This window comes from Mesorhizobium sp. W016 (assembly GCF_054719485.1).
This window is the reverse complement of record NZ_JBTTIF010000002.1, coordinates 4947575-4972189: the sequence shown is the minus strand read 5'-3', so window position 1 is coordinate 4972189 and position 24615 is coordinate 4947575. Positions and strand designations below refer to the sequence as shown.

25 protein-coding genes are annotated in these 24615 nt (G+C 63.2%); 18 read left to right on the top strand and 7 right to left on the bottom strand.

Annotated elements, in window-relative coordinates:
* Window positions 1–61 precede the first annotated feature (61 nt).
* The 5 genes from aptA (at window position 62) to ACYG9V_RS24615 (ending at window position 4998) form a co-directional block, all read left to right on the top strand.
* Window positions 62–1390, top strand: a complete 1329-nt coding sequence (gene aptA, locus ACYG9V_RS24635; RefSeq protein ID WP_023830791.1) for an omega-aminotransferase AptA — start codon at window positions 62–64, stop codon at window positions 1388–1390.
* A gap of 69 nt (window positions 1391–1459) precedes the next feature.
* On the top strand, window positions 1460–2710 hold the full coding sequence (locus ACYG9V_RS24630) for a Zn-dependent hydrolase (protein ID WP_352765051.1): 1251 nt from the start codon (window positions 1460–1462) through the stop codon (window positions 2708–2710).
* A gap of 62 nt (window positions 2711–2772) precedes the next feature.
* Entirely contained in the window at window positions 2773–4224 is a 1452-nt protein-coding gene (gene hydA / locus ACYG9V_RS24625) for a dihydropyrimidinase (RefSeq protein WP_027050645.1), read from the top strand.
* On the top strand, window positions 4221–4598 hold the full coding sequence (locus ACYG9V_RS24620) for a hypothetical protein (RefSeq protein ID WP_023668216.1): 378 nt from the start codon (window positions 4221–4223) through the stop codon (window positions 4596–4598). Before hydA ends, ACYG9V_RS24620 begins: the two co-directional genes overlap by 4 nt.
* A gap of 16 nt (window positions 4599–4614) precedes the next feature.
* Window positions 4615–4998, top strand: a complete 384-nt coding sequence (locus ACYG9V_RS24615; RefSeq protein WP_031251092.1) for a hypothetical protein — start codon at window positions 4615–4617, stop codon at window positions 4996–4998.
* 17 nt (window positions 4999–5015) lie between these two features.
* Here ACYG9V_RS24615 and ACYG9V_RS24610 read toward each other — a convergent pair whose 3' ends face one another.
* The gene (locus ACYG9V_RS24610) at window positions 5016–5420 is read right to left on the bottom strand and encodes a cupin domain-containing protein (protein WP_031193071.1); all 405 of its coding nucleotides are present in this window, start codon (window positions 5418–5420) and stop codon (window positions 5016–5018) included.
* A gap of 110 nt (window positions 5421–5530) precedes the next feature.
* Between ACYG9V_RS24610 and ACYG9V_RS24605 the strand changes: the two genes are divergently transcribed.
* The 5 genes from ACYG9V_RS24605 to ACYG9V_RS24585 are packed head-to-tail and all read left to right on the top strand — an operon-like array spanning window position 5531 to window position 9888.
* Window positions 5531–6322: an ABC transporter ATP-binding protein gene (locus ACYG9V_RS24605; protein ID WP_023668219.1), complete on the top strand. Its 792-nt coding sequence runs from the start codon at window positions 5531–5533 to the stop codon at window positions 6320–6322.
* Window positions 6312–6848, top strand: coding sequence for an endonuclease domain-containing protein (locus ACYG9V_RS24600; protein ID WP_023705579.1), 537 nt, complete (start codon window positions 6312–6314; stop codon window positions 6846–6848). The genes ACYG9V_RS24605 and ACYG9V_RS24600 overlap by 11 nt, the downstream gene beginning before the upstream one ends.
* A complete protein-coding gene (locus ACYG9V_RS24595; protein WP_023741720.1) occupies window positions 6849–7727 on the top strand; it encodes an ABC transporter permease in 879 nt (292 codons plus the stop codon).
* Window positions 7724–8878, top strand: coding sequence for an ABC transporter permease (locus ACYG9V_RS24590; protein ID WP_023753550.1), 1155 nt, complete (start codon window positions 7724–7726; stop codon window positions 8876–8878). The genes ACYG9V_RS24595 and ACYG9V_RS24590 overlap by 4 nt, the downstream gene beginning before the upstream one ends.
* 38 nt (window positions 8879–8916) lie before the next feature.
* Entirely contained in the window at window positions 8917–9888 is a 972-nt protein-coding gene (locus tag ACYG9V_RS24585) for an ABC transporter substrate-binding protein (protein WP_023682178.1), read from the top strand.
* Between the two features lie 48 nt (window positions 9889–9936).
* Here ACYG9V_RS24585 and ACYG9V_RS24580 read toward each other — a convergent pair whose 3' ends face one another.
* A complete protein-coding gene (locus tag ACYG9V_RS24580) occupies window positions 9937–10395 on the bottom strand; it encodes an Lrp/AsnC family transcriptional regulator (RefSeq protein ID WP_023682177.1) in 459 nt (152 codons plus the stop codon).
* A 123-nt stretch (window positions 10396–10518) separates the two neighbouring features.
* Here ACYG9V_RS24580 and ACYG9V_RS24575 point away from each other — a divergent pair, with 123 nt between their 5' ends.
* Window positions 10519–11802 (top strand): cystathionine gamma-synthase family protein, encoded by a 1284-nt coding sequence (locus ACYG9V_RS24575; RefSeq protein WP_023668225.1) that lies wholly within the window; start codon window positions 10519–10521, stop codon window positions 11800–11802.
* A 246-nt stretch (window positions 11803–12048) separates the two neighbouring features.
* Here ACYG9V_RS24575 and ACYG9V_RS24570 read toward each other — a convergent pair whose 3' ends face one another.
* The 3 genes from ACYG9V_RS24570 to ACYG9V_RS24560 form a co-directional block, all read right to left on the bottom strand.
* On the bottom strand, window positions 12049–13698 hold the full coding sequence (locus ACYG9V_RS24570; RefSeq protein WP_023735984.1) for a thiamine pyrophosphate-binding protein: 1650 nt from the start codon (window positions 13696–13698) through the stop codon (window positions 12049–12051).
* Window positions 13695–14870: a CaiB/BaiF CoA transferase family protein gene (locus tag ACYG9V_RS24565; protein ID WP_023668227.1), complete on the bottom strand. Its 1176-nt coding sequence runs from the start codon at window positions 14868–14870 to the stop codon at window positions 13695–13697. The genes ACYG9V_RS24570 and ACYG9V_RS24565 overlap by 4 nt, the downstream gene beginning before the upstream one ends.
* Before the next feature lie 82 nt (window positions 14871–14952).
* Window positions 14953–15885 (bottom strand): alpha/beta fold hydrolase, encoded by a 933-nt coding sequence (locus tag ACYG9V_RS24560; protein ID WP_023735983.1) that lies wholly within the window; start codon window positions 15883–15885, stop codon window positions 14953–14955.
* Between the two features lie 140 nt (window positions 15886–16025).
* On the opposite strand from ACYG9V_RS24560, the gene ACYG9V_RS24555 reads away from it, so the two are divergent.
* The 4 genes from ACYG9V_RS24555 to ACYG9V_RS24540 all read left to right on the top strand — a co-directional run bounded on the left by ACYG9V_RS24555 (window position 16026) and on the right by ACYG9V_RS24540 (window position 19159).
* Window positions 16026–16916 (top strand): alpha/beta fold hydrolase, encoded by an 891-nt coding sequence (locus ACYG9V_RS24555; protein ID WP_023735982.1) that lies wholly within the window; start codon window positions 16026–16028, stop codon window positions 16914–16916.
* Window positions 16913–17362, top strand: a complete 450-nt coding sequence (locus ACYG9V_RS24550; RefSeq protein ID WP_023714791.1) for a MarR family winged helix-turn-helix transcriptional regulator — start codon at window positions 16913–16915, stop codon at window positions 17360–17362. The genes ACYG9V_RS24555 and ACYG9V_RS24550 overlap by 4 nt, the downstream gene beginning before the upstream one ends.
* Window positions 17363–17460: 98 nt before the next feature.
* Window positions 17461–18474 (top strand): ribonuclease T2 family protein, encoded by a 1014-nt coding sequence (locus ACYG9V_RS24545; protein ID WP_023735981.1) that lies wholly within the window; start codon window positions 17461–17463, stop codon window positions 18472–18474.
* 70 nt (window positions 18475–18544) lie between these two features.
* On the top strand, window positions 18545–19159 hold the full coding sequence (locus ACYG9V_RS24540; protein WP_031194875.1) for a hypothetical protein: 615 nt from the start codon (window positions 18545–18547) through the stop codon (window positions 19157–19159).
* A 5-nt stretch (window positions 19160–19164) separates the two neighbouring features.
* Here ACYG9V_RS24540 and ACYG9V_RS24535 read toward each other — a convergent pair whose 3' ends face one another.
* Window positions 19165–20451, bottom strand: coding sequence for a GGDEF domain-containing protein (locus ACYG9V_RS24535; RefSeq protein ID WP_023744581.1), 1287 nt, complete (start codon window positions 20449–20451; stop codon window positions 19165–19167).
* A 235-nt stretch (window positions 20452–20686) separates the two neighbouring features.
* On the opposite strand from ACYG9V_RS24535, the gene ettA reads away from it, so the two are divergent.
* From ettA to ACYG9V_RS24520, 3 genes are all read left to right on the top strand, one after another.
* Window positions 20687–22336 (top strand): energy-dependent translational throttle protein EttA, encoded by a 1650-nt coding sequence (ettA, locus tag ACYG9V_RS24530; protein WP_023668235.1) that lies wholly within the window; start codon window positions 20687–20689, stop codon window positions 22334–22336.
* 49 nt (window positions 22337–22385) lie between these two features.
* Complete coding sequence (tam, locus tag ACYG9V_RS24525; protein ID WP_352765053.1) at window positions 22386–23156, top strand: trans-aconitate 2-methyltransferase; 771 nt, start codon at window positions 22386–22388, stop codon at window positions 23154–23156.
* Window positions 23157–23287: 131 nt separating this feature from the next.
* Window positions 23288–24409, top strand: a complete 1122-nt coding sequence (locus tag ACYG9V_RS24520; protein WP_023668239.1) for a beta-ketoacyl-ACP synthase III — start codon at window positions 23288–23290, stop codon at window positions 24407–24409.
* On the opposite strand, the gene ACYG9V_RS24515 is transcribed toward ACYG9V_RS24520, so the two are convergent.
* Window positions 24410–24556 (bottom strand): hypothetical protein, encoded by a 147-nt coding sequence (locus ACYG9V_RS24515; RefSeq protein WP_023749129.1) that lies wholly within the window; start codon window positions 24554–24556, stop codon window positions 24410–24412. It abuts the gene before it with no gap.
* Window positions 24557–24615 lie beyond the last annotated feature (59 nt).

Genomic DNA, 24615 nt, shown 5'->3' with positions numbered 1-24615 from the left:
AAGCTTTGGAAAGACCAAGCGTTAGCCGCACCGAAACAGGTTACAAGGGGAAGTCTTGGTCATGTCCAACCGGCTGAAAGTCACGCCGAACGATCTCAGCGCATTCTGGATGCCGTTCACGGCAAACCGGCAGTTCAAACAGGCGCCGCGCATGTTCGTGTCCGCCAAGGACATGCACTACACCACCAGCGACGGCCGCAAGGTGCTCGACGGCACCGCGGGCCTCTGGTGCGTCAATGCCGGCCATTGCCGTCCCAAGATCACCGAGGCGATCCAGCATCAGGCCGCCGAACTCGACTATGCGCCGGCCTTCCAGATGGGTCACCCGATCGTGTTCGAACTGGCCAACCGCCTGGTCGACCTCGCGCCCAAGGGCATGGACCATGTCTTCTTCACCAATTCCGGTTCGGAATCGGTGGAAACCGCGCTGAAGATGGCGATCGCCTATCACCGTGTGAAGGGCGAGGGCGCGCGCACCCGCCTGATCGGCCGCGAACGCGGCTATCACGGCGTCAATTTCGGCGGTATCTCGGTCGGCGGCATCGTCACTAACCGCAAGATGTTCGGCACGCTGCTCGGCGGCGTCGACCACATGCCGCACACGCATCTGCCGGAAAAGAACGCCTTCTCCAAGGGCGTGCCGGAGTATGGCGCGGAACTCGCCAACGAGTTGGAGCGCATCGTTGCCCTGCATGACGCCTCGACCATCGCCGCCGTCATCGTCGAACCGGTCGCCGGCTCCACCGGCGTCATCCTGCCGCCGAAGGGCTATCTGCAGAAACTGCGGGAGATCTGCACCAAGCACGGCATTTTGCTGATCTTCGACGAGGTCATCACCGGTTTCGGCCGTCTCGGCGCGCCGTTCGCAGCGGATTATTTCGGCGTCACGCCCGACATCATGACCACCGCCAAGGGCGTCTCCAACGGCGTCATCCCGATGGGCGCGGTGTTCGTGAAGAAGGAAATCCACGACGCCTTCATGAGCGGCCCCGAGCACATGATCGAGTTCTTCCACGGCTACACCTATTCGGGCAATCCGATTGCGTGCGCCGCGGCACTCGGCACGCTCGACACCTACAAGGAAGAGGGCCTGCTCACCCGCGGCGAGGAACTGGCGCCGTACTGGGAAGATGCGCTGCATTCGCTGAAGGGCGAGCCGCATGTCATCGACATCAGGAACATCGGCCTGATCGGCGCGATCGAACTGGCGCCGATCGCAGGCAGCCCGACCAAGCGGGCCTTCTCGGCCTTCGTAAAGGCGTTCGAGCGCGGCGCGCTGATCCGCACCACCGGCGACATCATCGCGCTGTCGCCGCCACTGATCATCACCAAGGGCCAGATCAACGAATTGATCGACCATGTCAGAGAAGTGCTGAGGGCGATCGACTAATCTATCCAGCCAGTCGGGCGGCGGCGGGAACCGCCGCCCGGTTGGTTATATGAAATGAGAGGACTTTGAATGGCCGCCCCAGGCGAGAATCTGCGAATCAATTCAGACCGTTTGTGGGATTCCATCATGGAGATGGCGAAGATCGGCCCCGGTATTGCGGGCGGCAACAATCGCCAGACCGTGACCGACGAGGACGGCGAGGGACGGCATCTGTTCAAGCGCTGGTGCGAGGCGGCCGGGCTCGAAATGGGCCTGGACGAGATGGGCACCATGTTTGCCCGGCGGGAAGGTGCTGATCCCAGCCTGCCGCCGGTTTATGTCGGCAGCCATCTCGACACGCAGCCGACCGGCGGCAAGTATGACGGCGTGCTCGGCGTGCTCGGCGGGCTGGAGATCATCCGCTCGCTTAACGATCTCGGCATCCAGACCAGGCATCCGATCGTCGTTACCAACTGGACCAATGAGGAAGGCTCGCGCTTTGCCCCGGCGATGATGGCGTCCGGCGTGTTCGCCGGTGTGCTCGAGCAGGCGGACGTGTATCAGCACACCGATAAACAGGGGAAAAAGTTCGGCGAGGAGCTGGAGCGCATTGGCTGGAAGGGAACCGAGAAGGTCGGCGACCGCAAGATCCACGCCTTCTTCGAACTGCATATCGAGCAGGGGCCGGTCCTCGAGGACGAAGGCATCGACATTGGCGTCGTCACCCACGGCCAGGGCCTGAAATGGCTGCAGGTAACGCTGACCGGCAAGGAGGCGCATACCGGCTCGACGCCGATGCCCAAGCGCCGTAATGCCGGTCTAGGCATGGCGCGCGTGGTCGAGCTGGTGCATGAGATCGCCATGGACTACCAGCCCGATGCCGTCGGCGCGGTCGGCCACATGGAGGTGTTTCCGAACTCGCGCAACATCATTGCGGGACGCACCGTCTTCACCATCGACATCCGTTCGCCCGAGAAGGAAGTGCTGGACGCGATGGATGGGCGCATACGCGAAGGCATCGACACGATCTGTGAGGCGCTCGACATCCAGTACAAGGTCGAGCAGGTCGGCGCTTTCGATCCGGTCACCTTCGATGCCGGCTGCGTCAAGGCGATCCGCGACGCCGCCGAGCGGCTCGGCTATTCCCACCGCAACCTCGTATCCGGCGCCGGCCACGACGCCTGCTGGATCAACCGCGTCGCGCCGACCGCCATGGTGATGTGCCCCTGCGTTGACGGGTTGTCACACAACGAGGCCGAGGAAATCACCAAGGAATGGGCCGGCGCCGGCGCCGACGTGCTGTTCCATGCGGTGGTAGAGACAGCGGGGATCGTGGCGTGAACTAAGATCTGTATTCAAAACGACGCTCACAAGAAGCGCGAAGAGAACAAGGGAACACGACAATGACCAAAGTCATCCGAAACGGCACCATCGTCACCGCCGACCGCACCTGGAAGGCCGATGTGCTGATGCAGCACGGCAAGATCGTCGCCATTGGCTCGAACCTGCATGGCGACCATGAGTTCGACGCCAGCGGCTGTTACGTCATGCCGGGCGGCATCGATCCGCACACCCATCTCGAAATGCCGTTCATGGGCACCTATTCGGCCGACGATTTCGAGTCCGGGACGCGCGCGGCCCTTTCCGGTGGCACCACGATGGTGGTCGATTTCTGCCTGCCGGCGCCGCAGCAATCGCTGCTGGAAGCGTTGCAGATGTGGGACAACAAGACCTCGAAGGCTGCCTGCGACTACTCCTTCCACATGGCGATCACCTGGTGGGGCAAGCAGGTGTTCGACGAGATGGCCACCGTCGTCGACAGAGGCATTACCTCGTTCAAGCATTTCATGGCCTACAAGGGCGCGCTGATGGTGGACGACGACGAGATGTACGCGTCGTTCCAGCGCTGCGCCGATCTCGGCGCGCTGCCGCTCGTTCATGCCGAGAATGGCGACGTGGTTGCGGCGCTGTCGCAAAAGCTGCTCGCCGCCGGCAATAATGGCCCCGAGGGACACGCCTATTCGCGGCCGCCGGAAGTGGAAGGCGAGGCGACCAACCGCGCCATCATGATCGCCGACATGGCCGGCGTGCCGCTCTATGTCGTGCATGTGTCCTGCGAGCAGAGCCACGAAGCCATCCGCCGCGCCCGCCAGAAGGGCATGCGGGTTTTCGGCGAGCCGCTGATCCAGCATCTGACGCTGGATGAAAGCGAGTATTTCGATAAGGATTGGGACCACGCGGCGCGCCGCGTCATGAGCCCGCCCTTCCGCAACAAGCTGCACCAGGATTCGCTGTGGGCCGGCCTGCAGGCGGGATCGCTGCAGGTGGTGGCGACCGACCACTGCGCCTTCACCACCAAGCAGAAGCGCAACGGCGTCGGCGATTTCACCAAGATCCCGAACGGCACTGGCGGGCTTGAAGACCGCTTGCCCGTGCTGTGGACGACGGGCGTCAACACCGGGCGGCTGACGATGAACGAGTTCGTCGCGGTGACTTCGACCAACATCGCCAAGATCCTCAACATGTATCCTAGGAAGGGCGCCATCGTCCAAGGCGCGGACGCCGACATCGTGGTGTGGGACCCCAGCGCCAAGAAGACCATCACCTCGAAGAAGCAGCAATCGGTGATCGACTACAACGTCTTCGAAGGTTTTGAGGTGACCGGCCTGCCGCGCTTCGTCTTTTCGCGCGGCGAATTGTCGGTCGAGGAAGCGGAGGTCAAGGCCAAGCCCGGCCATGGCGAATTCGTCGCCCGCGAGCCGAACGCGGCGGTCAACCGGGCTCTGTCGACCTGGAAGGACATTACCGCGCCGCGCAAGGTGGAACGCACCGGCATTCCGGCGACAGGCGTTTGACGTTGCGGAGCCCGGGGGCGCTCATTTCACTGGTCGTGGCGATGGTGGTCGCTGGTCCGGCAACAGGGGCCGAGAGGCTGGCCGGCTCCTGGGGCAACGATGCCGGCTGTGTCTTTGCAAAGGCCGGTTTTCAGGGCCGGGACGATTATATCGTGCTGACCGCCGAAGGCATCGAGACCTATGGCAGCGGCTGCCGGTTCGCGCAGCAATTGACGTGGGCGCCGGGCACGCAATCGCTTGATGCGACCTGTTCCGCCGAAGGCGAGGCGGGGACGACGGCTGAAACCGTTGTGGTCACCAACAAGGGCGAGGGTGGGTTCTTCGTGACCATTCCCGGTCTTGAAGAAATGGGGCCGTTGCAACCGTGTTCGTGACGTTGGAGCTGGGGGAATGAGCGCGCGCGGTTTGGGGCCGTCTGTTGCGATGGTAGTCGTTCTGGCTGCGGGTCAGGCCCTTGCGGCAGGCATCGACCTGACGAAACCCTATGGGGACAAATATGGCTGCATCAACCGCAACGGCCAGGAAGTCGCCGCCGATCGGATGCTGCTTTTGACCGACGAGGCATTGGTCACCGCCGCCAGCGCCTGCACCTTCACGGACAAGCAGGCGCAGGCTGATGGGTCGCTGGTGGTGACGGCAACATGCGAGGCGGAAGGCGAAGAAGGACAGGCGCCGACCAAATTCACCATCAAGCGCAGCGCCAAGAACGCCAAGAAGCTGACGGTCGCCGACGACGACGGCAATGTCATGGGCGAAGTGGCGCGGTGCAAATGACGGCAGTCCCGTCAGCGTCAGGCCACCAGCGCATCCAGTTCCGGCAACAGGACGACGCTTTCCTGTTCATTGGGATCGGTGCGGGCGATGACGGCCGAGGACGGGGCGTTGCTCAGATTGGCCGGCAGATGCGGTACGCCGGCCGGGATGTAGAAGAGGTCGCCGGCCTTGACGACGATGTGGTTCTCGAGCCTGTCGCCATACCATGTGTGGACCTCGCCCGAGAGCACATAGATCGCCGTCTCATGGCTTTCATGCAGATGCGCCTTGGCGCGGGCGCCAGGCGGCAGGGTGAGCAGATGCATGCAGATGCCGGACGAGCCGACCGTCTCGGCTGCAATGCCGGCAAAATAGGTCAATCCCTGCTTGCCTTCATAAGTGCTTTCAGGACGGATAAGGTGACAAGTGGGTTTGGGCGACATCGGCAAGGCTCCGGGCGTCGATTGGGTGGGATTGGACGAGTGGAAAGCAACATCAACGCGAATGCAACGGCATTTCATCCTGGGCGGCTGCGAGAAGCAGGCAGCAAGCGATGACGGGACGATCGCCAGCCGTCGTCTCGGCAAGCAAACTTGGCCTTACCTTTCAGACCAATGACGGTCCGGTAGAGGCGCTCTCCAAAGTCGACCTGACAATCGGCAAGGGCGAGTTCGTCTCCTTCATCGGCCCATCTGGCTGCGGCAAGACCACCTTGCTGCGCGTCATCGCCGATCTGGAAAAACCGACATCGGGCACGATCTCGGTCAACGGCATGACGCCGGAACAGGCGCGCGAGAAACGCGCTTATGGCTACGTCTTCCAGGCGGCAGCCCTTTTCCCGTGGCGCACGATCGAGCGTAACGTGGCGCTGCCGCTGGAGATCATCGGCCTTTCGAGAGCGGAGCAGGCCGAGCGCATCAAGCGCACGATGGAGCTCGTCAACCTCTCCGGCTTCGAGAAGAAATACCCTTGGCAGCTTTCCGGCGGCATGCAGCAGCGCGCTTCGATCGCCCGCGCGCTCGCCTTCGACGCCGACCTGTTGCTGATGGACGAGCCCTTCGGCGCGCTGGACGAGATCGTGCGCGACCATCTCAATGAACAGCTTCTGGAATTGTGGGCGCGCACCAACAAGACGATCTGCTTCGTCACCCATTCCATCCCCGAGGCGGTGTATCTGTCGACGCGCATCGTCGTCATGTCGCCGCGCCCAGGTCGGGTTACCGACATCATCGAATCGACGCTGCCAAAGGAGCGGCCACTGGACATCCGCGAGACGCCTGAGTTTCTGGCGATCGCGGCCCGCGTGCGCGATGGGTTGCGGGCAGGGCACAGCTATGATGATTGAGGGGGCGAACGACCGGCTGGCTCCTCTCCCCAACGGGGAGAGGGTGGCCGGAGCGAAGCGGAGGTCGGGTGAGGGGGCGGCGCCGACGGATCCGACCAAGAGAAATGTCGGGGCAACCGCTCGCGCCCGAAAGCTGCGGTTTGACGAGACCGAAGCTGAATACCGGCTTTGGGGGGAATTGAGAGGACGTCATCTCAACGGCTACAAATTTGTGCGGCAAGTGCCGCTCGGACCTTTCATCGCGGACTTCGTCTGCCGCGAGCAGGGGCTGATTGTCGAACTTGATGGCAGCCAACACGCGGATTCACTGACCGATCCCGCCAGGACAGCCTGGCTGAACGGACAAGGTTATTCGGTTCTGCGCTTCTGGAATCACGAAGTTTTGGCTGAGCGCCGAGCGGTCCTGGATACGATCTTGGCTTGTCTCGACGGAAAGATTTCTACCCCCTCACCCGACCTCCGCTTCGCTCCGGCCACCCTCTCCCCGTTGGGGAGAGGAGGGCGCCCCGCTGGCGAGGCGCGCTAGATGGACACCTTCCGCGAAAAACTCATCCCCGTGACCTCCATCCTCCTCGGCATGGTGGTGCTCTGGTATGTCTTCGCCGTCATCCTAAACGCGCCCTTCCAGCGCGACCTCGACCGGCGCGCCGGGGAAACCCACGACACCGTCGAATTCATCGGCAAGACGCTGTCGCAGCCCAAGCCGACGCTGCCGGCGCCGCATCAGGTGGCGGTGAACTTCTTCGAGAACACCTTCCTGCGGCCCATCACATCGAGCCGAAGCCTCGTCTACAATGCTTGGGTGACCCTGTCGTCGACGTTGCTCGGCTTTGCCTTCGGCACGGCGCTCGGCATCGTCATCGCGGTTGGCATCGTGCATGTGGCGACGCTCGACCGCAGCCTGATGCCGTGGATCATCGCCTCCCAGACGATTCCCATTCTGGCGGTGGCGCCGATGATCATCGTCGTGCTGGGGGCGATCGGCATCAGCGGTCTGATCCCAAAGGCGATGATCTCGACCTACCTGTCGTTCTTCCCGGTGACGGTGGGCATGGTGAAGGGCCTGCGCTCGCCCGAACTCATGCATCTCGACCTGATGCACACCTACAATGCCAGTGTCTCGCAGACCTTCTGGAAGCTGCGGGTGCCGGCCTCGGTGCCGTTCCTGTTCACCTCGATGAAGGTGGCGGTGGCGGCGAGCCTGGTCGGCGCCATTGTCGGCGAACTGCCGACCGGTGCTGTCGCCGGCATCGGCGCCAAGCTTTTGGCAGGCGCCTATTACAGCCAGTCCATCGACATCTGGTCCGCCCTTGTGGCGGGCTCGGTGGTGGCGGCCCTTCTGGTCATGGTGGTCGGCATAGCCGGGCGCCTCGTTGACCGCGCGATGGGCGGGAGGCCGGCATGAACTGGCTGAAGCCCTCCTGGCAAGCGGTGCTGGCCATTACGCTGTGTCTTGTAGCCCTGTCGCTCGGCGCGATGTCGAAGCCGGAAGCGGCCACCCTTGCAGACCCGACGGCAAGTTTCGACTACCCCTATTTCGGTATAAAGACCCCGATGATCGGCCTGGCCGTGCTGGCGGGGCTGATCTCGATGCTCAGGATTTCGGCGGTGGCCGAGGCTGCGGTGCTGTTTATCGGCGCTCACCTTGTCGCCTGGATGCTGATCTCGGGCATTACAGGGTTCGAAGGCATGGCATTGGCGCCGTATTTCCTGCTGCTCGCCGCTGCCTGGCTGCTGGCATGGCGCTGCGTCGCCGTGCTGTCGGGGCTTCGCCCGATGGCAAAAGGGGCGCGGATGGCGCTGCGCCTCATCATACCGGCGATCTTCGGCGCCTGGATCCTGATCATATGGGAAGCGATGACGCGTGGCGCCGGCATTCCCTTCATCCTTTTGCCGCCGCCGAGCGCCATCGGTGTGCGCATCGCCAGTTCCCTGCCGGTGCTCGGCGCCGATATCAGGCAGACCATCTTCAAGGCGGTGATCTTCGGTTATGTCATCGGCAGCGGCGCCGGCTTCCTGGTGGCGATTGCGGCCGACCGCGTGCCGTTCCTGCGCCGCGGTCTGCTGCCGATCGGCAATATGGTCTCGGCGCTGCCGATCATCGGTGTGGCGCCAATCATGGTGATGTGGTTCGGCTTCGACTGGCCGTCCAAGGCCGCGGTCGTCATCATCATGACCTTCTTCCCAATGCTGGTGAACACGGTTGCCGGTCTTGCCGCCTCCGGCCATATGGAGCGCGACCTGATGCGCACCTATGCGTCGGGCTACTGGCCAACACTCTTGAAGCTCCGGCTGCCGGCGGCAGCGCCCTTCATCTTCAACGCGCTGAAGATCAACTCGACGCTGGCGCTGATCGGCGCCATCGTCGCCGAGTTCTTCGGCACGCCTGTGGTCGGCATGGGCTTTCGCATCTCGACCGAGGTCGGGCGGATGAACATCGACATGGTCTGGGCCGAAATCGCAGTTGCAGCACTGGCGGGTTCGGTCTTTTATGGCGTGGTCGCTCTCGTCGAGAGAGCCGTCACGTTTTGGCATCCCTCTGTCCGTGGTGGATAGGGCGGTGGGTTCGGGTGTTAACTTCAGAGGGTAAAAACATGAAAAGACTGATCATTCCGATGCTGGCCGGCGCGATGTCGCTGGCCGCGTTCCAGGCAATGGCCGCCGACAAGGTGACCTTGCAGCTGAAATGGGTCACGCAGGCGCAGTTTGCCGGCTACTATGTCGCCAAGGCCAAGGGTTTTTATGAAGCAGAAGGCCTCGACGTCGACATCAAGCCGGGCGGTCCCGATATCGCACCCGAGCAGGTGATCGCCGGCGGTGGCGCCGACGTCATCGTCGACTGGATGGGCGGGGCGCTCGCCGCGCGCGAAAAGGGCGTGCCGCTGGTCAACATCGCCCAGCCGTTCAAGAAGGCCGGTATGGAGCTGGTCTGCCCGAAGGACGGCCCGATCAAGACCGAAGCCGATTTCAAGGGTCACACGCTGGGCGTCTGGTTCTTCGGTAACGAATATCCATTCTACGCCTGGATGAACAAGCTCGGCCTGAAGACCGAAGGCGGCCCGGACGGCGTCACGGTTTTGAAGCAGAGCTTCGACGTGCAGCCGCTGATCCAGAAGCAGGCGGATTGCATTTCGGTCATGACCTACAACGAGTACTGGCAGCTGATCGATGCCGGCTACAAGCCGGACCAGCTCACCGTGTTCAACTACTCGGCGATGGGCAACGACCTGCTTGAGGACGGGCTCTATGCCTCGGAAGACAAGCTCAAGGATCCGGCTTTCGAAGACAAGATGGTGCGTTTCGTGCGCGCCTCGATGAAGGGCTGGAAATATGCCATCGACAACAATGACGAGGCCGCGGGCATTGTCATGGACGGCGGTGGCCAGGACGAAAACCACCAGAAGCGGATGATGAGCGAAGTCGCCAAGCTGATCGACAATGCCGACGGCAAGCTCGACCCGGCGACCTACGAGCGCACCGCCAAGGCGCTGCTCGACCAGAAGATCATCACCAAGGCGCCGACCGGCGCCTACACCACAGCCATCACCGACAAGGCGATCAAATAAGCCTGGCCAGGCAATTTCGACCTCGAGAGCGGCGCCTTTGACCAAATGTCAGAGGCGCCGTTCCTTTATGGTGTTCATGACGAAGCTGGTCTCGATCGACGCGACGCATTTCAGCCGCGCGATCTTTTCCTTGATGAAGCGCTCGTACTGTTCGAGGCTGCCGGTCACCACTTTCAACACATAATCGCGTGACCCGGTGACGAGGTGGCATTCCAGTACCTCTTCCCAACCGCGGATGGCGTCTTCGAACATGACGATCTCGTCCTCGTTCTGGCGGCTGAGCCGGACGGTGGCGATGGCGACCATGTTCCAGCCGAAGGCGGCCGGGTCGACCAGCGTGGTATAGCCCCGGATAATGCCGGCCTCCTCCAGCCGGCGTACCCTCCTCAAACATGGCGACGGCGACAGGCCGATGCGCTCCGCAAGCTCATTGTTGGTGATGCGGGCGTCGGCCTGCAGCTCGCGCAGGATCTTGCGGTCGAAATCGTCGGCTATCTTCTGTTGCACTTTTGCTCTCGCTCGGCAATTTGTTGCCGGGATGCAGCCATGCGAGGCCGAAAATAGCAAGGACTGGTGGACCGGGATCGCATAAATTGCTGGACGAGACTCCTCCAGAACGCAGGAAAAGCCATGACCGCGCCGCGCCCGTCGAAAACCCACATCGGCAACCACAAGCTCCATCCGGAAACGTTGATGTTGAGCTATGGCTTCGATCCGCAACTGTCGGAAGGCGCCGTCAAGCCGCCGGTGTTCCTGACCTCGACCTTCGTGTTCAAATCGGCGGAGGAGGGACGCGACTTCTTCGACTACACATCCGGCCGCAAGGAGCCGCCGAGCGGCACGGCGTCCGGCCTGGTCTATTCGCGCTTCAATCATCCCAACTCGGAGATCGTCGAGGACCGGCTGGCGGTCTATGAGGGAACGGACGCCTGCATCCTGTTCTCGTCGGGCATGTCGGCGATCGCCACGACGCTGCTCGCCTATGCCCGGCCGGGCGATGTCATCCTGCATTCGCAGCCGCTTTACGGCGGCACCGAGACGCTTTTGACGCGCACGCTGTCCGGCTTCGGCATCGGCGCTGTCGGCTTCGCCGACGGCGTCGACGACAAGGCGGTGCGGGCCGCTGCTGATGCAGCGGTGGCGAAGGGGCGTGTCTCGGTCATTCTCATCGAAACGCCGTCGAATCCGACCAACAGCCTGGTCGACATCGCACTGATCCGGAAGTTTGCCGACGAGATCGGCGCAAGCCAAGGATCAACGCCGATCATCGTCTGCGACAACACGCTGCTCGGCCCGGTGTTCCAGCGACCGATCGAACATGGCGCGGATGTCTCCGTCTATTCGCTGACCAAATATGTCGGCGGCCATTCCGACCTGATCGCCGGTGCGGCGATGGGCAGCAAGGCGGTGACCAAGCCGATCAAGGCGCTGCGCGGCGCCATCGGCACGCAACTCGACCCGCATTCCTGCTGGATGCTCGGCCGCTCGCTGGAGACGCTGTCCATCCGCATGGAGCGCGCCAACGACAATGCGCGGCTCGTGGCCGAATTCCTGCGCGATCACGCCAAGGTCGAGAAGGTGCATTACCTGCCGTTCCTGGGCGAGGATACGGCAGCGGGACGGGCCTACAAGGCGCAATGCAGCGGCGCCGGGTCGACATTTTCTTTCGATATCAAAGGCGGAGAGAAGGCGGCCTTCGCATTTCTCAACGGGCTGCAAATATTCAAGCTGGCGGTGAGCCTCGGCGGCACGGAGTCACTCGCCAGCCACCCGGCGGCGATGACGCACTCCGGCATTCCCTTCGACGTGCGCCAGCGCATTGGCGTGCTGGAGACCACGGTCAGGCTGTCGATCGGCGTCGAGCATCCGGACGATCTTATCGCCGACCTGACGCAGGCGCTGGCAGCGGTCTGATAGCTCGCTTGTAGATATCAGGAAAGGGGCGATCGTCTTGGCAGCGTCGGCGGGACAGCACCCCCCTCTGTCCTGCCGGACATCTCCCCCTCAAGGGGGGAGATCAGCAGCTCTGACCATAGCGCCCTGTCTGCAACGCTGCAGATTGGCGAAGGGCGACATGACATCCAATCTCCCCCCTTGAGGGGGAGATGTCCGGCAGGACAGAGGGGGGTGTGACGGAACTCGGCTTTCGCTGCTAACTTCTCAGCTCTTGTCGCGGATCTGCGTCATCGTCCGCGTCGGCGTGATCGCCTCGGGGTCGAGCCTGATTTCGACGATCGCCGGCTTGCCGCTGGCGCGGGCACGCTCGAAGGCAGGGGCAAAATCTGCCGTGTTCTCGACCGTCTCGCCGTGGCCGCCATAGGCGCGGGCAAGAGCGGCAAAGTCAGGGTTCTTCAGATCGGTGGCGACGACACGGCCGGGATAGTCGCGCTCCTGGTGCATGCGGATGGTGCCGTAGATGCCGTTGTTCACGACGATAACGATGATCGGCAGGTCGTATTGCACGGCGGTAGCGAATTCCTGTCCGTTCATCAGGAAGCAGCCGTCGCCGGCAAAGGCGATCACGGTGCGGTCGGGATGGAGCGCCTTGGCGGCAACCGCGGCCGGCGTGCCATAACCCATCGAACCGGAGGTCGGCGCGCCCTGCGTGGCGAAGCGGCGAAAGCGGTGGAAGCGGTGCAGCCAGGTGGCGTAATTGCCGGCGCCGTTGGTGAAAATGGCGTCGTCGGGCAGAACCTTTTCCAGGTAATTCATGATCGGTCCCATCTGGACCGTGCCGGGGCCGGTCTCAGGAGGCGTCGACCAGTCGAGGTAGGCAGCGTGTGCTTTCGCTGTCTCATCCGCCCAGGCTGGCGCGGAGGCTGGCTTGCGCTTGGCGAAGGCTTCGACGAAGGCTGACGGCGCAGCGTTGATCGCCAGGGTCGGCCGGTAGACACGGCCGAGTTCGCCGGCATCGGCATGGACATGGACCAGCGTCTGGTCGGGATAGGGGCTTTTCAGCAACGTGTAGTCGGAGGACGGCATCTCGCCCATGCGGCCGCCGATCAGCAGCACCAGGTCGGCCTGCTTGATGGCGGTGGCCAGCGTCGGGTTGATGCCGATGCCGACATCGCCGGCATAGTTCGGGTGCAGATGGTCGAACAGCATCTGGCGGCGGAAGGAGCAGCCGACCGGCAGCGACCAGGCCTCGGCAATGGTGCGCATACGTGCCACCGCTTCCTCGTCCCAGCGTGTGCCGCCGAGGATGACGAAGGGACGCTTGGCTTTGGCCAGAAGCTTTTCCAAAGCATCGAGTTCGGCTTCGCCGGGCCGGGTTTCGACCGGCGTGTGCGGCAAGGCCGCGGGCGCGTCGACAAGACTGGTCAGCATGTCCTCCGGCAGCGAGACGACGACGGGGCCGGGGCGGCCCGATGTCGCGACAGCAAAGGCGCGGGTGACGAGTTCGGGGATGCGCGCGGCATCGTCGATCTCCACCACCCATTTGGCGATGTCGCCGAAGAAGCGCTTGTAGTTGACCTCCTGGAAAGCCTCGCGCTCCTTGGCGTGGCTGGCGACCTGGCCGATGAACAGGATGACGGGTATCGAATCCTGCATGGCAATGTGAATGCCGGCCGACGCATTGGTGGCGCCGGGGCCGCGGGTGACGAAGCAGATGCCGGGCTGGCCGGTCAGCCGCCCCTGGCAGTCGGCCATCATGGCGGCGCCGCCTTCCTGTCGGCAGACAATGGTGCGGATGGGCGAGTCATGCAATGCGTCGAGCACCGCGAGATAGGATTCGCCGGGCACGCAGAAGATGCGGTCGGTGCCGTTCGCCTCGAGTGCGTCGACAATCAGTTGTCCACCGGTCTTCATCGTCCAGACTTCTCCAGTTCGGCAAGAATTTCTTCGGTATGTTCGCCAAGGCGTGGCGAAGGGCGTTCATAGACCAGCGGTGTGCCGGACATCACCATCGGCGCGCGCACCGAGGGCAGACGATTGCCATGGCCATCGTCGAGGTCGAGGCGCATGCCGCGTGCGATCGTCTGCGGGTCGGCAAACATCTGGCCGATATTGTTGATCGGGCTCGCCGGCACGCTTGCCGCTTCGAGCTTGGCCAGCAACGGGTCTCGGTCCCAGTTCTTCAGCGTCTCGATCATGTGCTCGCGCAATTTCACCCGGTTGGCGACGCGGGCCGGATTGGTGGCGAAATCGGGATTCGCTGAGAGATGGTCGAGTCCGACGGCGGCGCAGAATTTGGCGAACTGGCCGTCATTGCCGACCGCCAGGATGATATGGCCGTCCCTGACCGGGACAACCTCATAGGGCGCAATGTTCATATGCGCATTGCCCATCTGCACCGGCGCCTTGCCGGAGACGAGATAGTTGAGGTTCTGGTTGCCGAGTGCGGAAATCTGCGTGTCGAACAGCGCCATGTCGATATGCTGTCCCTGGCCGGTCTTTTCGGCATGGCGAAGCGCTGCCTGGATGGCGATCACCGAATAGAGGCCGGTGAAGATGTCCGATATGGCGACGCCGGCTTTTTGCGGCTCGCGCCCGACCTCGCCGGTGATCGACATCATGCCGGCCATGGCCTGGATGATGAAATCATAGCCGGCGCGGGGTGCGTAAGGCCCATCCTGGCCGAAGCCGGTGATCGAGCAGTAGACGAGCTTTGGATTGATCGCCTTCAGGCTCTCGTAATCGAGCCCGTATTTCTTGAGGCCGCCGAGCTTGAAGTTCTCGATCAGAATGTCGGCCGTGGCAACCAGCCGGCGCACCGTCTCGGCCCCTTCGGGCGTCGAGAAATCGACGGCGATGGAGCGCTTGCCGCGATTGCAGGAGTGGTAATAGGCGGCCGACAGGTTCTCGCCATCATGGCTCATGACGAAGGGAGGACCCCATTTGCGGGTATCGTCGCCGCCATCGGGGCTCTCGACCTTGATGACATCGGCGCCGAGATCGGCCAGCAATTGTCCTGCCCAGGGGCCGGCCAGGATGCGGGCGAGTTCGACGACGCGGACGCCTTTCAGCGGAGGTTCAGCCATAAATCACCAAAAACGGGTCGGAACCGCAGCCTCTATCAACCCGGGATGCCGCTGTCACGGGCCTTGCGGTGGGCCAGCGATGTCAGCGTTTGAGCACGCTATCGGCCCAGGCAGCGAAATCGTCCATGACGACATCGCGGTTCACCTCGTTCAAGCTTTCGTGGCGGGTGTCGGCGTAAACCTTTGAAACCAGATTCGAAAAGCCCATCGCACGCATGCGCTTGGCGAGATGGTCGATGCCCTTGCCATAGTCGGAGGCCGGATCCTTCTCGCCGCCGACGATGCTGACGGGCAGGTCGCGCCTGATGCCGGCAAAGCCCGCATCCTTGCCGCCTTTCTGCGCCATCTCCACGACATCGCGCCACATCGAGATCGAGGCATCCCAGCCGCACAGCGGGTCGGCAATGTACTTGGCCACTTCAGCCTCGTCGCGCGACAGCCAGTCGAACGGCGTCTTGTGGTTGGGCACCGCCTTGCCCCAGGCCTGGAAGGTCAGTTTGGGCAAGACGCGTGAGGGGACATCGGAGCCGAGCCTGAAGCGCTCATAAGCGAGGATGGCGAGCGCAAGCCGGCCGAGCAAGCCTTGTGAGAAATTGCCGTTCCAGATCGCCGCGGCGTGGACGCGCGGCGAGTGCGCCAGCAGGTAGTTGAGCGCCACCGACGCACCCATCGAATGGCCGAACAGGATGACCGGCAGGCCGGGCTGCTCCCTTGCGATCAAATCGTGGACGGCATCGACATCGGCGATCACCTTGGCCGGGCCGCCTGTGCCGGCGAACCTGCCGAGCGGGGCATCGGGCGCCTTGGTCGCGCCATGGCCGCGATGGTCGTGGACGTAGACATGAAAGCCGCGGGTGCTGAGGTAATCGGCGAAGCGGGCATAGCGCGCCGCATGTTCGGCCAGGCCGTGATTGACCTGGACTACCGCGCGTGGAGAGCCCCCCGCGTGCTTCACATAGAGGTTGAGCGTGGCCCCGGTCGGAGAGGCCAGCGTCGTCTGCTTGTCAAATGCCATGTCTCGCTCCTCGGCGACTGTTGGGCGACGGCGGGACCGACGTCAAGGGGAGGTCGAAATCAGCCGGGGTCACTATTGACAGCTTGCTGTCAATTTGGTTATATGACAGCATACTGTCAAATTACATCGGGAACATGAGTATGAAAACCGTTTCGACCGTTTCGCGCCGCGCGTTTCTGCTGGCGAGCCTTTCATCCGCAATGCTCCTGCCCGGCATTGCTTCCAGCCAGACCAGGGAGATGACCATGAAGACCTCAACCATTGCCGGCCCGCAGGGCCAGCTTGCCGGCTACGACATCAAATCCGGCGACGGCCTGCCGATCCTGTTCGCGCATGGCGACTGCAGCCGCGCCACACAGTGGAACCGGGTGATGCAGCTCACCGCAGGTGGCCGTGAGGCGGTCGCCTTCGATTTTCGCGGCCATGGCGCATCGGCGCCTGCAGCTGATGCCGACTACGGCTATGACGGCCGTGCCGACGATATTGGTGCGGTGGCCGATGCGTTCGGCCTGAAGCGGTTTGTCCTCGTTGCACATAGCGGCGGCAGTGGGGCCGCGCTCGCCTATGCCGCCGGCCATGCCGACCGTGTTGCCGGCATCCTGCTGGTCGATCCGGCGACCGATCCGCGCGCCCTGCCCAAAGAGATTCGCGACGGGTTCGTGCGCGATCTGGCGGGGCCAAACGGCGGCGATGTCCTGAGCGCTTATTACACCTCGATCGCCGGCTCCAACCCAGATGTCCGCAAACAGGTCATCGCCGATGCGGCGGTGGTCGATCCGGCGGCTCGGGCAGGCGTCGGCAAGGCGCTGGCGGAATGGAATCCCGAACCGACGCTCGACGCCTATCACGGGCCGATCTTCGTGCTGGCCACGGAGGCCAATGACAATGCGGCGGCCCTGTTTCGGCTGCGCAGCGGAATTGGCCACAGAACCGTCGCCGGTTCCGGCCATTGGGTGATGCTTGACAAGCCGGAGGCGGTGGCTGAAGCCGTCAACACTTTCGTTTCCACCATCGAGGCCGGCCAGAAATGACAAGCAGGACCGAAGCCGGAGATGTGCTCACCGAACTGGTGCTTGCCGTGTTCCGGCTGAATGGCGGGTTTCTCGACGCGGCCGACCGGCTGGCGGAGCCTGCCGGGTTGACGGCGGCGCGCTGGCAGGTTCTGGGCGCGGTGCTGAAGGAGCCGAAATCGGTTGCCGACATTGCCCGCCACATGGGGCTTGCCCGCCAGAGCGTGCAGCGCCTTGCCGACATTCTGGCCGCCGAAGGGCTCGCCGCCTATGCGGACAACCCGGCGCACCGCCGCGCCAAGCTCCTGGCGATGACCGATGCGGGCCGGGCCGCGATCAGGGATATCGGCACGCGCCAGCATGTCTGGGCCAACCGCATCAGCGAGGGCATCGAGCCTCGCGTGCTTGAGACCGCGCTTGATCTGCTGCGTATGTTGACGAAGCGGGTCGAGGAGGGCGGGGTCTGATCGACCGAGCGATTGTTTTTTGCGGCGGACGAAAGAAATCGTAATTCTGACATGTCACACGTTTCTAGCTTGCGCTATGAAACGCTAGGAGTGCTGGAATGCGGATATCGGCGATATGGGGTGCGGTGTTGGTGGCGCTGGCCGGTGTCGGCCTAGCGCGCGCCGATGTGAAGATGAGCGGCTCCTTCGTGGCCGATGCTGCCTGTCCAGCAACGCAGGCAATCAAGAGCGGCAAGAACCCCGGCAATATCGCGACAACGGCTGGACAGAGCTACGACCTCCTGGCCGGCAACAAGGATGCGCCGACGCATTACCTCATCCGCGTGCCGGGCGCCGATCCTGAGCGTCGCTGGGTCAAGATCAGCTGCGGTCATGTCACCGGCGGCAGCGCAGCCGCCCAGCCGGCCGCGCCCGCCGATCAGGGCAAGCCTGCGGCGCCGGCTTCAGGAAAACCCGAATATGTTTTCGCGCTGAGCTGGCAGCCGGCCTTCTGCGAAACCAAGTCGAGCAAGCCCGAATGCCAGGCGCAGACGGCGGGCGGCTTCGACGCGTCGCATTTCACATTGCATGGGCTCTGGCCGCAGCCGAACGGCAATTTCTATTGCCAGGTGCCGGCGAGCGACAAGGCCAATGACAATCCGGCCCATTGGGCAGACCTGCCGCCGGTCGATCTCGATGCCGCTACGCGCGCCGAGCTCGACCAGGTTATGCCGGGCACCGCCTCCAAGCTCGAACGGCATGAATGGATCAAGCACGGCACCTGCTACGGCAAGAGCCAGCAGGAGTATTTTGCCGAGGCGCTGAACCTGATGCGGGCGGTGAATGCCTCGCCGGTGCGCGAGCTCTTCACCAGGAATGTCGGCAAGCAGCTGACTTCGGACCAGATCCGCAGCGCCTTCGACAGCGCCTTCGGCGCCGGGTCGGGCGCGCGGGTGCGTGTCTCCTGCCTGGTCGATCCGTCGAGCGGCAGGCGGCTGATCGGCGAGCTGACGCTCGGCCTGACCGGCCCGATCGGCCCCGACAGTTCGCTGGGCACTCTCATGCTCGCCTCGGCGCCGACGACCAAGGCGGGCTGTCCGAAGGGCTCGGTCGATGCGGCCGGGTTCCAGTAGGATATCCGTCTGTCGCTTGGCAGTGACGCGGTGATATGGTCTGGATGTGTTTCATTCGGCGGGGGTGGCGATGAGTGGCATGACATCAGGCGCGCTGGCGCGGCTGGCTTTCTGGGCCAGGGGGATGACCGCCATTAAAGACGGCCGCATGGAATGGCCGGGCTTTTCCTATACCGATGCCGAGTGGGCGCGCATGCGCGTGCTTGCCGCGCCGATCGGGGCAAGCCGCTACCAGCTGTTCACTTGGGTCAATGCCGCGATCTTCATCGCCATTGCCGCGCTCGGCATCGTCTGTGTCTTCCTGCCGCTGGCGACACTTTTGTTTCCGGTGCCGGCCGACACCAGCGCGCTCAAATTCTCGGCTCTGCTGGCGGCGTGTGCCTTCCTCATAATCGGGCTCGGCTTGCCGATCTCCATGCGCCTGTCGAGCGCGTTGGCCATCTCTCGGGAGATGCGCGCCGGTCTTGTCGGCGAAGCCGGTGACGAAGCGCTGGCAGCAAAAGTGTCTTGGCAGATCAACCGCATCATGCTGGTCATGTGCGGCCTGCTGGTGCCCGGCATTCTGTTGTTCATCGCTTATGACATCGATGCCAGTCCGATCATCACCGTGCTGAAATGGCTGGCCATCGCGCTGATAGCCGTTTCAGTTGCGGTCGGCGCGTTGCAGCAGCGCAAGCGGAGCTGACAGCCTTATCCGCTGACGCCACGCGTGGGCAATGTCCACGCAGTTAGGTCTTCGGCATCGTCATGCGCTTCGCCGACGACGCGGTCACGCCCGGTGGACTTGGCCCTGTAGAGACGCTCGTCGGCAAGGGCGAAGAGATCGGCAAGCGAGCCTACGGTCTCATCGACAGTGGCGATGCCGGCGCTGACGCTGATGTCGAACCGGTTTACGCACGCTTTGACGGCCTGGCGGAGGTTTTCTCCGAGCAACCTGGCGACCGCATGCGGCTGCGAGCAAAGGATGGCGAACTCCTCGCCGCCGATCCTGAAAACCTGATCGTGTGCGCCGGCCGCCTGGGTCAGCACCTGGGCGATCGATCTCAGCACCCTGTCGCCCTCGGCATGGCCGAAGCGATCGTTGATCGACTTGAAATGGTCGACGTCGACGATCAGCAGGCTGAGCGGTTGGGCCGTGCGCAGGCTGACGGCAACCAGACGTTCGCCGTCGCTGTCAAAGCGTCCCCTGTGCAACAGGCCGGTGAGGCCGTCGCGGCCGACATGTTCGACCAGGGCTTCGTAGCGCTCGCGATAGGTCAACGTGTCGAAGACGTCGGACAGCCCGCGGGGTGCCACGACCTGACGCGTTTCGAACCATCTGAGGTAGGCGACAAGCATGGCGCTGTAGGCAAAAGCGGCACCCATCTTGGCCAACCAGCCGCCGAAGAAGACCGCAATCGGTGCGCCTGCGACGAAATGCAGGGCGGTGAAAAATCCGGCCTGGTCGAAGGTGAGCACGCAGGCGACGCAAATCAGGATGCGGGAGAACGGCGCCTTGCGCAGATAACGCCCGAGCTTTTCGTAAAGCAGGATGATCAGGATGGCGTCGATGAAGAGCAGCGTCGTGCCCCACACCATCAGCCAGCCCAACTGGTCGATGAAACCGATATCGGGAAGCTTGCCGTCGGAAAGGGCTGAAATATCGTGCAGGCGCAGGATCAGGACCAGCCCGATCATCAAGGCGTTGCCGAGCAAAAGGCCATAGATCGGCTGGCGCACCGTGGCCGCATCTTCCTTCACGTAGAGCAGAAGCAGCATCACCAGCTTGCCGGAAAACAGCACCGCCGAGCCTGGCGAGACCATGCCGAAGGGCAGGGCGACATAGAAGACGCTGGCGAGATAGGTTTCGAGGAAATGCATGGCGCCCAGCGCGCAGACGAAGACGCCGAGGCCGATGCGATCCCTGAAGCGGAACAGCGTGACCATGACGCTGAAGTAGACGACCGCTTCGGCAAGGAGCAGGAAACTGTTCAGCACTACCTTCGGTCCGATCTCTACTTTCGATCGCGACAGGCCAGCGATCGATCCTGTTTTGACGCTGAAGGGTTAACCGGGGATTTCAACGCTCCCTACAACCGGCGGAAAACTTAACGTGCGGTGTACACCCGGCTTGAAATGGCAAAAGCGATTGCCGTTCGGCCCGGCATCGCCTACATAGCGGCCAACCTCCATTCAATCCGACATTTTCGGTCAATCATCAAGGAAAGCGCGCGTGGCACGCCAGTTCATCTATCACATGGCCGGCCTCAACAAGGCCTATGGCACCAAGAAGGTGCTTGAGAATGTCCATCTCTCCTTCTATCCCGACGCCAAGATCGGCATCCTCGGCCCCAACGGCTCGGGCAAGTCGACGATCCTCAAGATCATGGCCGGGCTCGACAAGGAGTGGAACGGCGAAGCGTGGCTCGCCGAAGGCGCCACCGTCGGCTATCTCGCGCAGGAGCCGGCGCTCGATGCCAACAAGACGGTGTTCGAGAACATCATGGAAGGTGTCGCCGCCAAGACCGCCATCATCGAGCGCTACAACGAATTGATGATGAACTACTCCGACGAGACGGCCGATGAGTCCGCCAAGCTCCAGGACGAGATGGACCGGCTCAATTTGTGGGATCTCGAACAGCAGGTCGAGATGGCGATGGAAGCGCTGGGCTGCCCGCCCAAGGATTCCGAGGTCACCAAGCTTTCGGGCGGTGAGCGCCGCCGCGTCGCGCTCTGCCAGCTGCTGCTGCGTCAGCCCGACCTCTTGCTGCTCGACGAACCGACCAACCATCTCGACGCCGAAACCACGGCGTGGCTCGAAAAGCATCTGCGCGCCTATCCGGGCGCCGTGATGATCATCACCCACGATCGCTACTTCCTCGACAATGTCACGGGATGGATCCTCGAGCTCGATCGCGGCCGCGGCATTCCCTATGAGGGCAACTACACCAAATACCTCGAAGCCAAGGCCAAGCGCCTCAAGCAGGAAGGTCGCGAGGACGACGCCCGCCAGCGCGCTATCGGCCGCGAGCGCGAGTGGATCCAGTCCAGCCCGAAAGCCCGCCAGACCAAGTCCAAGGCGCGTATCCAGGCGTTCCAGGACCTGCTGGATGCAGCCGACAAGCGGCGTCCGAGCGATACGCAGATCGTCATTCCGCATGGCGAGCGGCTCGGCAATGTGGTGATCGAGGCGGAAGGCTTGTCGAAGGGCTTTGGCGACACGCTGTTGATCGAGGGTCTGGAATTCAAACTGCCGCCGGGCGGCATCGTTGGCGTTATCGGGCCGAACGGCGCCGGCAAGACGACGCTGTTCCGCATGATCACCGGCCAGGAAACCCCGGATGCCGGCTCTGTCCGCGTCGGCGAGACGGTCAAGCTCGGCTATGTCGATCAGAGCCGCGATGCGCTCGATCCGTCAAAGACGGTGTGGGAGGAGATTTCCGGCGGCGCAGAAGTGGTCAAGCTCGGCAAGTTCGAGGCCAACACGCGCGCCTATTGCGCGTCGTTCAATTTCCGGGGCGGCGACCAGCAGCAGAAGGTTGGCAACCTCTCCGGCGGCCAGCGCAACCGCGTCCATTTGGCCAAGATGCTGAAGACCGGCGGCAATGTGCTGCTGCTCGACGAACCGACCAACGACCTCGACACGGAAACGCTGGCGGCGCTCGAAGACGCGCTGGAAAATTTCGGTGGCTGCGCCGTCATCATCTCGCACGATCGTATGTTCCTCGACCGCCTGGCCACCCACATCCTCGCCTTCGAGGGCGACAGCCATGTCGAATGGTTCGAGGGCAATTTCGAGGATTACGAGCAGGACAAGATCCGCCGGCTCGGCCCCGAGGCCGTCAACCCGCACAGGATGACGTACAAGAGGTTGACGCGGTAAGGGAGCAACCGGGGCGGCGAATTTCTCAACTGATACGAGGAAAGTTTGAATGACCGACTGGTCAGCCGCCCAATATCTGAAATTCGAGGATGAGCGCACGCGGCCCGCGCGCGATCTTGTTGCGCAGGTGCCGGTGGATTTCCCGCGCCGGGTGGTCGACATCGGCTGCGGCCCGGGTAATTCGACCGAGCTGCTGGTCGAGCGCTGGCCGGATGCTGATATCAGCGGCTTCGACACCTCTCCCGACATGATCGAGAAGGCGAAGGCGCGCCTGCCCAGCGTCAATTTCGACCTCGCCGATGCCTCGACATGGCGACCGGCCGAGCCGGTCAACGTCATCTTCGCCAACGCGGTATTCCAGTGGCTGCCCACCCACCCGGTAGTGTTCCAGCGGCTGATGGGCTTTCTCGCCCCCGGTGGCGCGCTCGCCGTCCAGATGCCCGACAATCTGCTTGAGCCGTCGCATCAGGTGATGCGCGAGACGGCCGCCGAAATGCCGTTCGCCGCCAAGATGGCAGGTGCTGCGCGCGGACCGCTGCCGGCGGTGTCGTTCTATTATGATCTCTTGTCGCCGCTCTCCGACCGGGTGGATATCTGGCATACGGCCTACAATCATCCGCTGACCGACGCCGAGGCGATCGTCGAATGGGTGAAGTCGACGGGGCTGAAGCCTTTCCTCGATCCGCTGGACGCCGGCGAGCGCAAAATCTTCCTCGACAGCTACACGGCCAAAATCGCCAAGGCCTATCCGAAGACCGCAAACGGCAAGGTGCTGCTGCGCTTCCCGCGCATTTTCATCGTCGCCAAGCGGGCCGGCTAGCACTCCCGATGACATCCGGCCACAGCCTGTGGTTTAAGCCGGCGTAAACCGGTGGGGTGAGAAAAGTGTTGTGTCGCGCCCCCTGGTCGTTCACATGAGAACGACAACGCCTGCGCATGGACGGACTGGATATGCATCGCGTCATCATCAGCGGCATTGGCGTTGAAATCCCTGAAGCCAAGATCACCAATGAAGAACTGGTCGCCAGCTTCAACGCCTGGGTCGACACCGAGAATGCGCGCCGGCAAGGCACGGATGAGACGCTGCTGCAGAAATCCGACAGCGCCTTCATCGTCCATGCCTCGGGCGTCCAGACCCGCCATGTGATCGAGCGCGAAGGCATTCTCGATCCGACCCGCATGGCGCCGCGCATTCCGGCGCGGCCCGATGATGCGCTGTCGCTGCAGGCCGAGTTTGGAGTGGCCGCGGCCCGGAAGGCGCTCGACCATGCCGGCCTGAAGCCGTCCGACATCGACCTGGTGATCTGCTCGGCCTCGCACCAGCAACGGCCCTATCCGGCGATCGCCATCGAAATGCAGGAGGCGCTGGGCACCAAGGGCGCCGGCTTCGACATGGGGCTTGGTTGTTCATCGGCCGCGGCCGCCTTGCACATTGCGGCCAATCTCGTGCGGGCGGGCGCGCACAAGCGCGTGCTGGTGGTCACGCCGGAGATCATCACCGGCCATCTCAATTTCCGCGACCGGCAGACGCATTTCATCTTCGGCGATGCATCGGTGGCGATGGTGGTCGAGGGGCTGGGCGAGGGCGAGAGGCGGCCGGGGCGTTTCGAGGTGCTGGACACGCGCACCTGGACGCAGATGTCGAACAATATCCGCACCAATCTGGGCTATCACACCCGCACCGCCCAGGACGATCCTTACATGATCAACCTCGAAGGCAATCTGATCAAACAGGTCGGCAACAAGGTGTTCAAGGAAGTCACCGTCGCCGGCCACAAATTCATTGTCGAATTCCTCGCCGAACACGGGCTGACGCCGCAAGCCATCAGGCGCTTCTGGCTGCATCAGGCCAATGCGCGCATGAACGCCATGATCCTGAAACTGGCCTTCGGCCACGAGGTCGACCACGACCGCGCGCCGATGGTGCTGGAGCGGCTCGGCAACACCGCCGGCGCCGGCGCCATCATCGCGCTGTCGGAAAACCACGCCGACATGAAGCCCGGCGATTTCGGCGTGCTGTGCGCCTTCGGCGCCGGCTATTCGATCGGCGGCGCGCTTTTGCGGATGCTGTAATCAGGCCGGCATGAACGGCACCAGCATCGGTACGCTGCGGGCATAGTCGTCATAGGCGTTGCCGAGTTCTCCGCGCAGAAAGCGTTCCTCCAGCCTTGCCTTCATGACGATGCCGATGGACGCCATCAGCCGGTTTGATCGAATCATCATCGCTTTCGACTGGACCCGAGCCCACGGCTACGGCTATTTGCGACGTCATCCTGCAG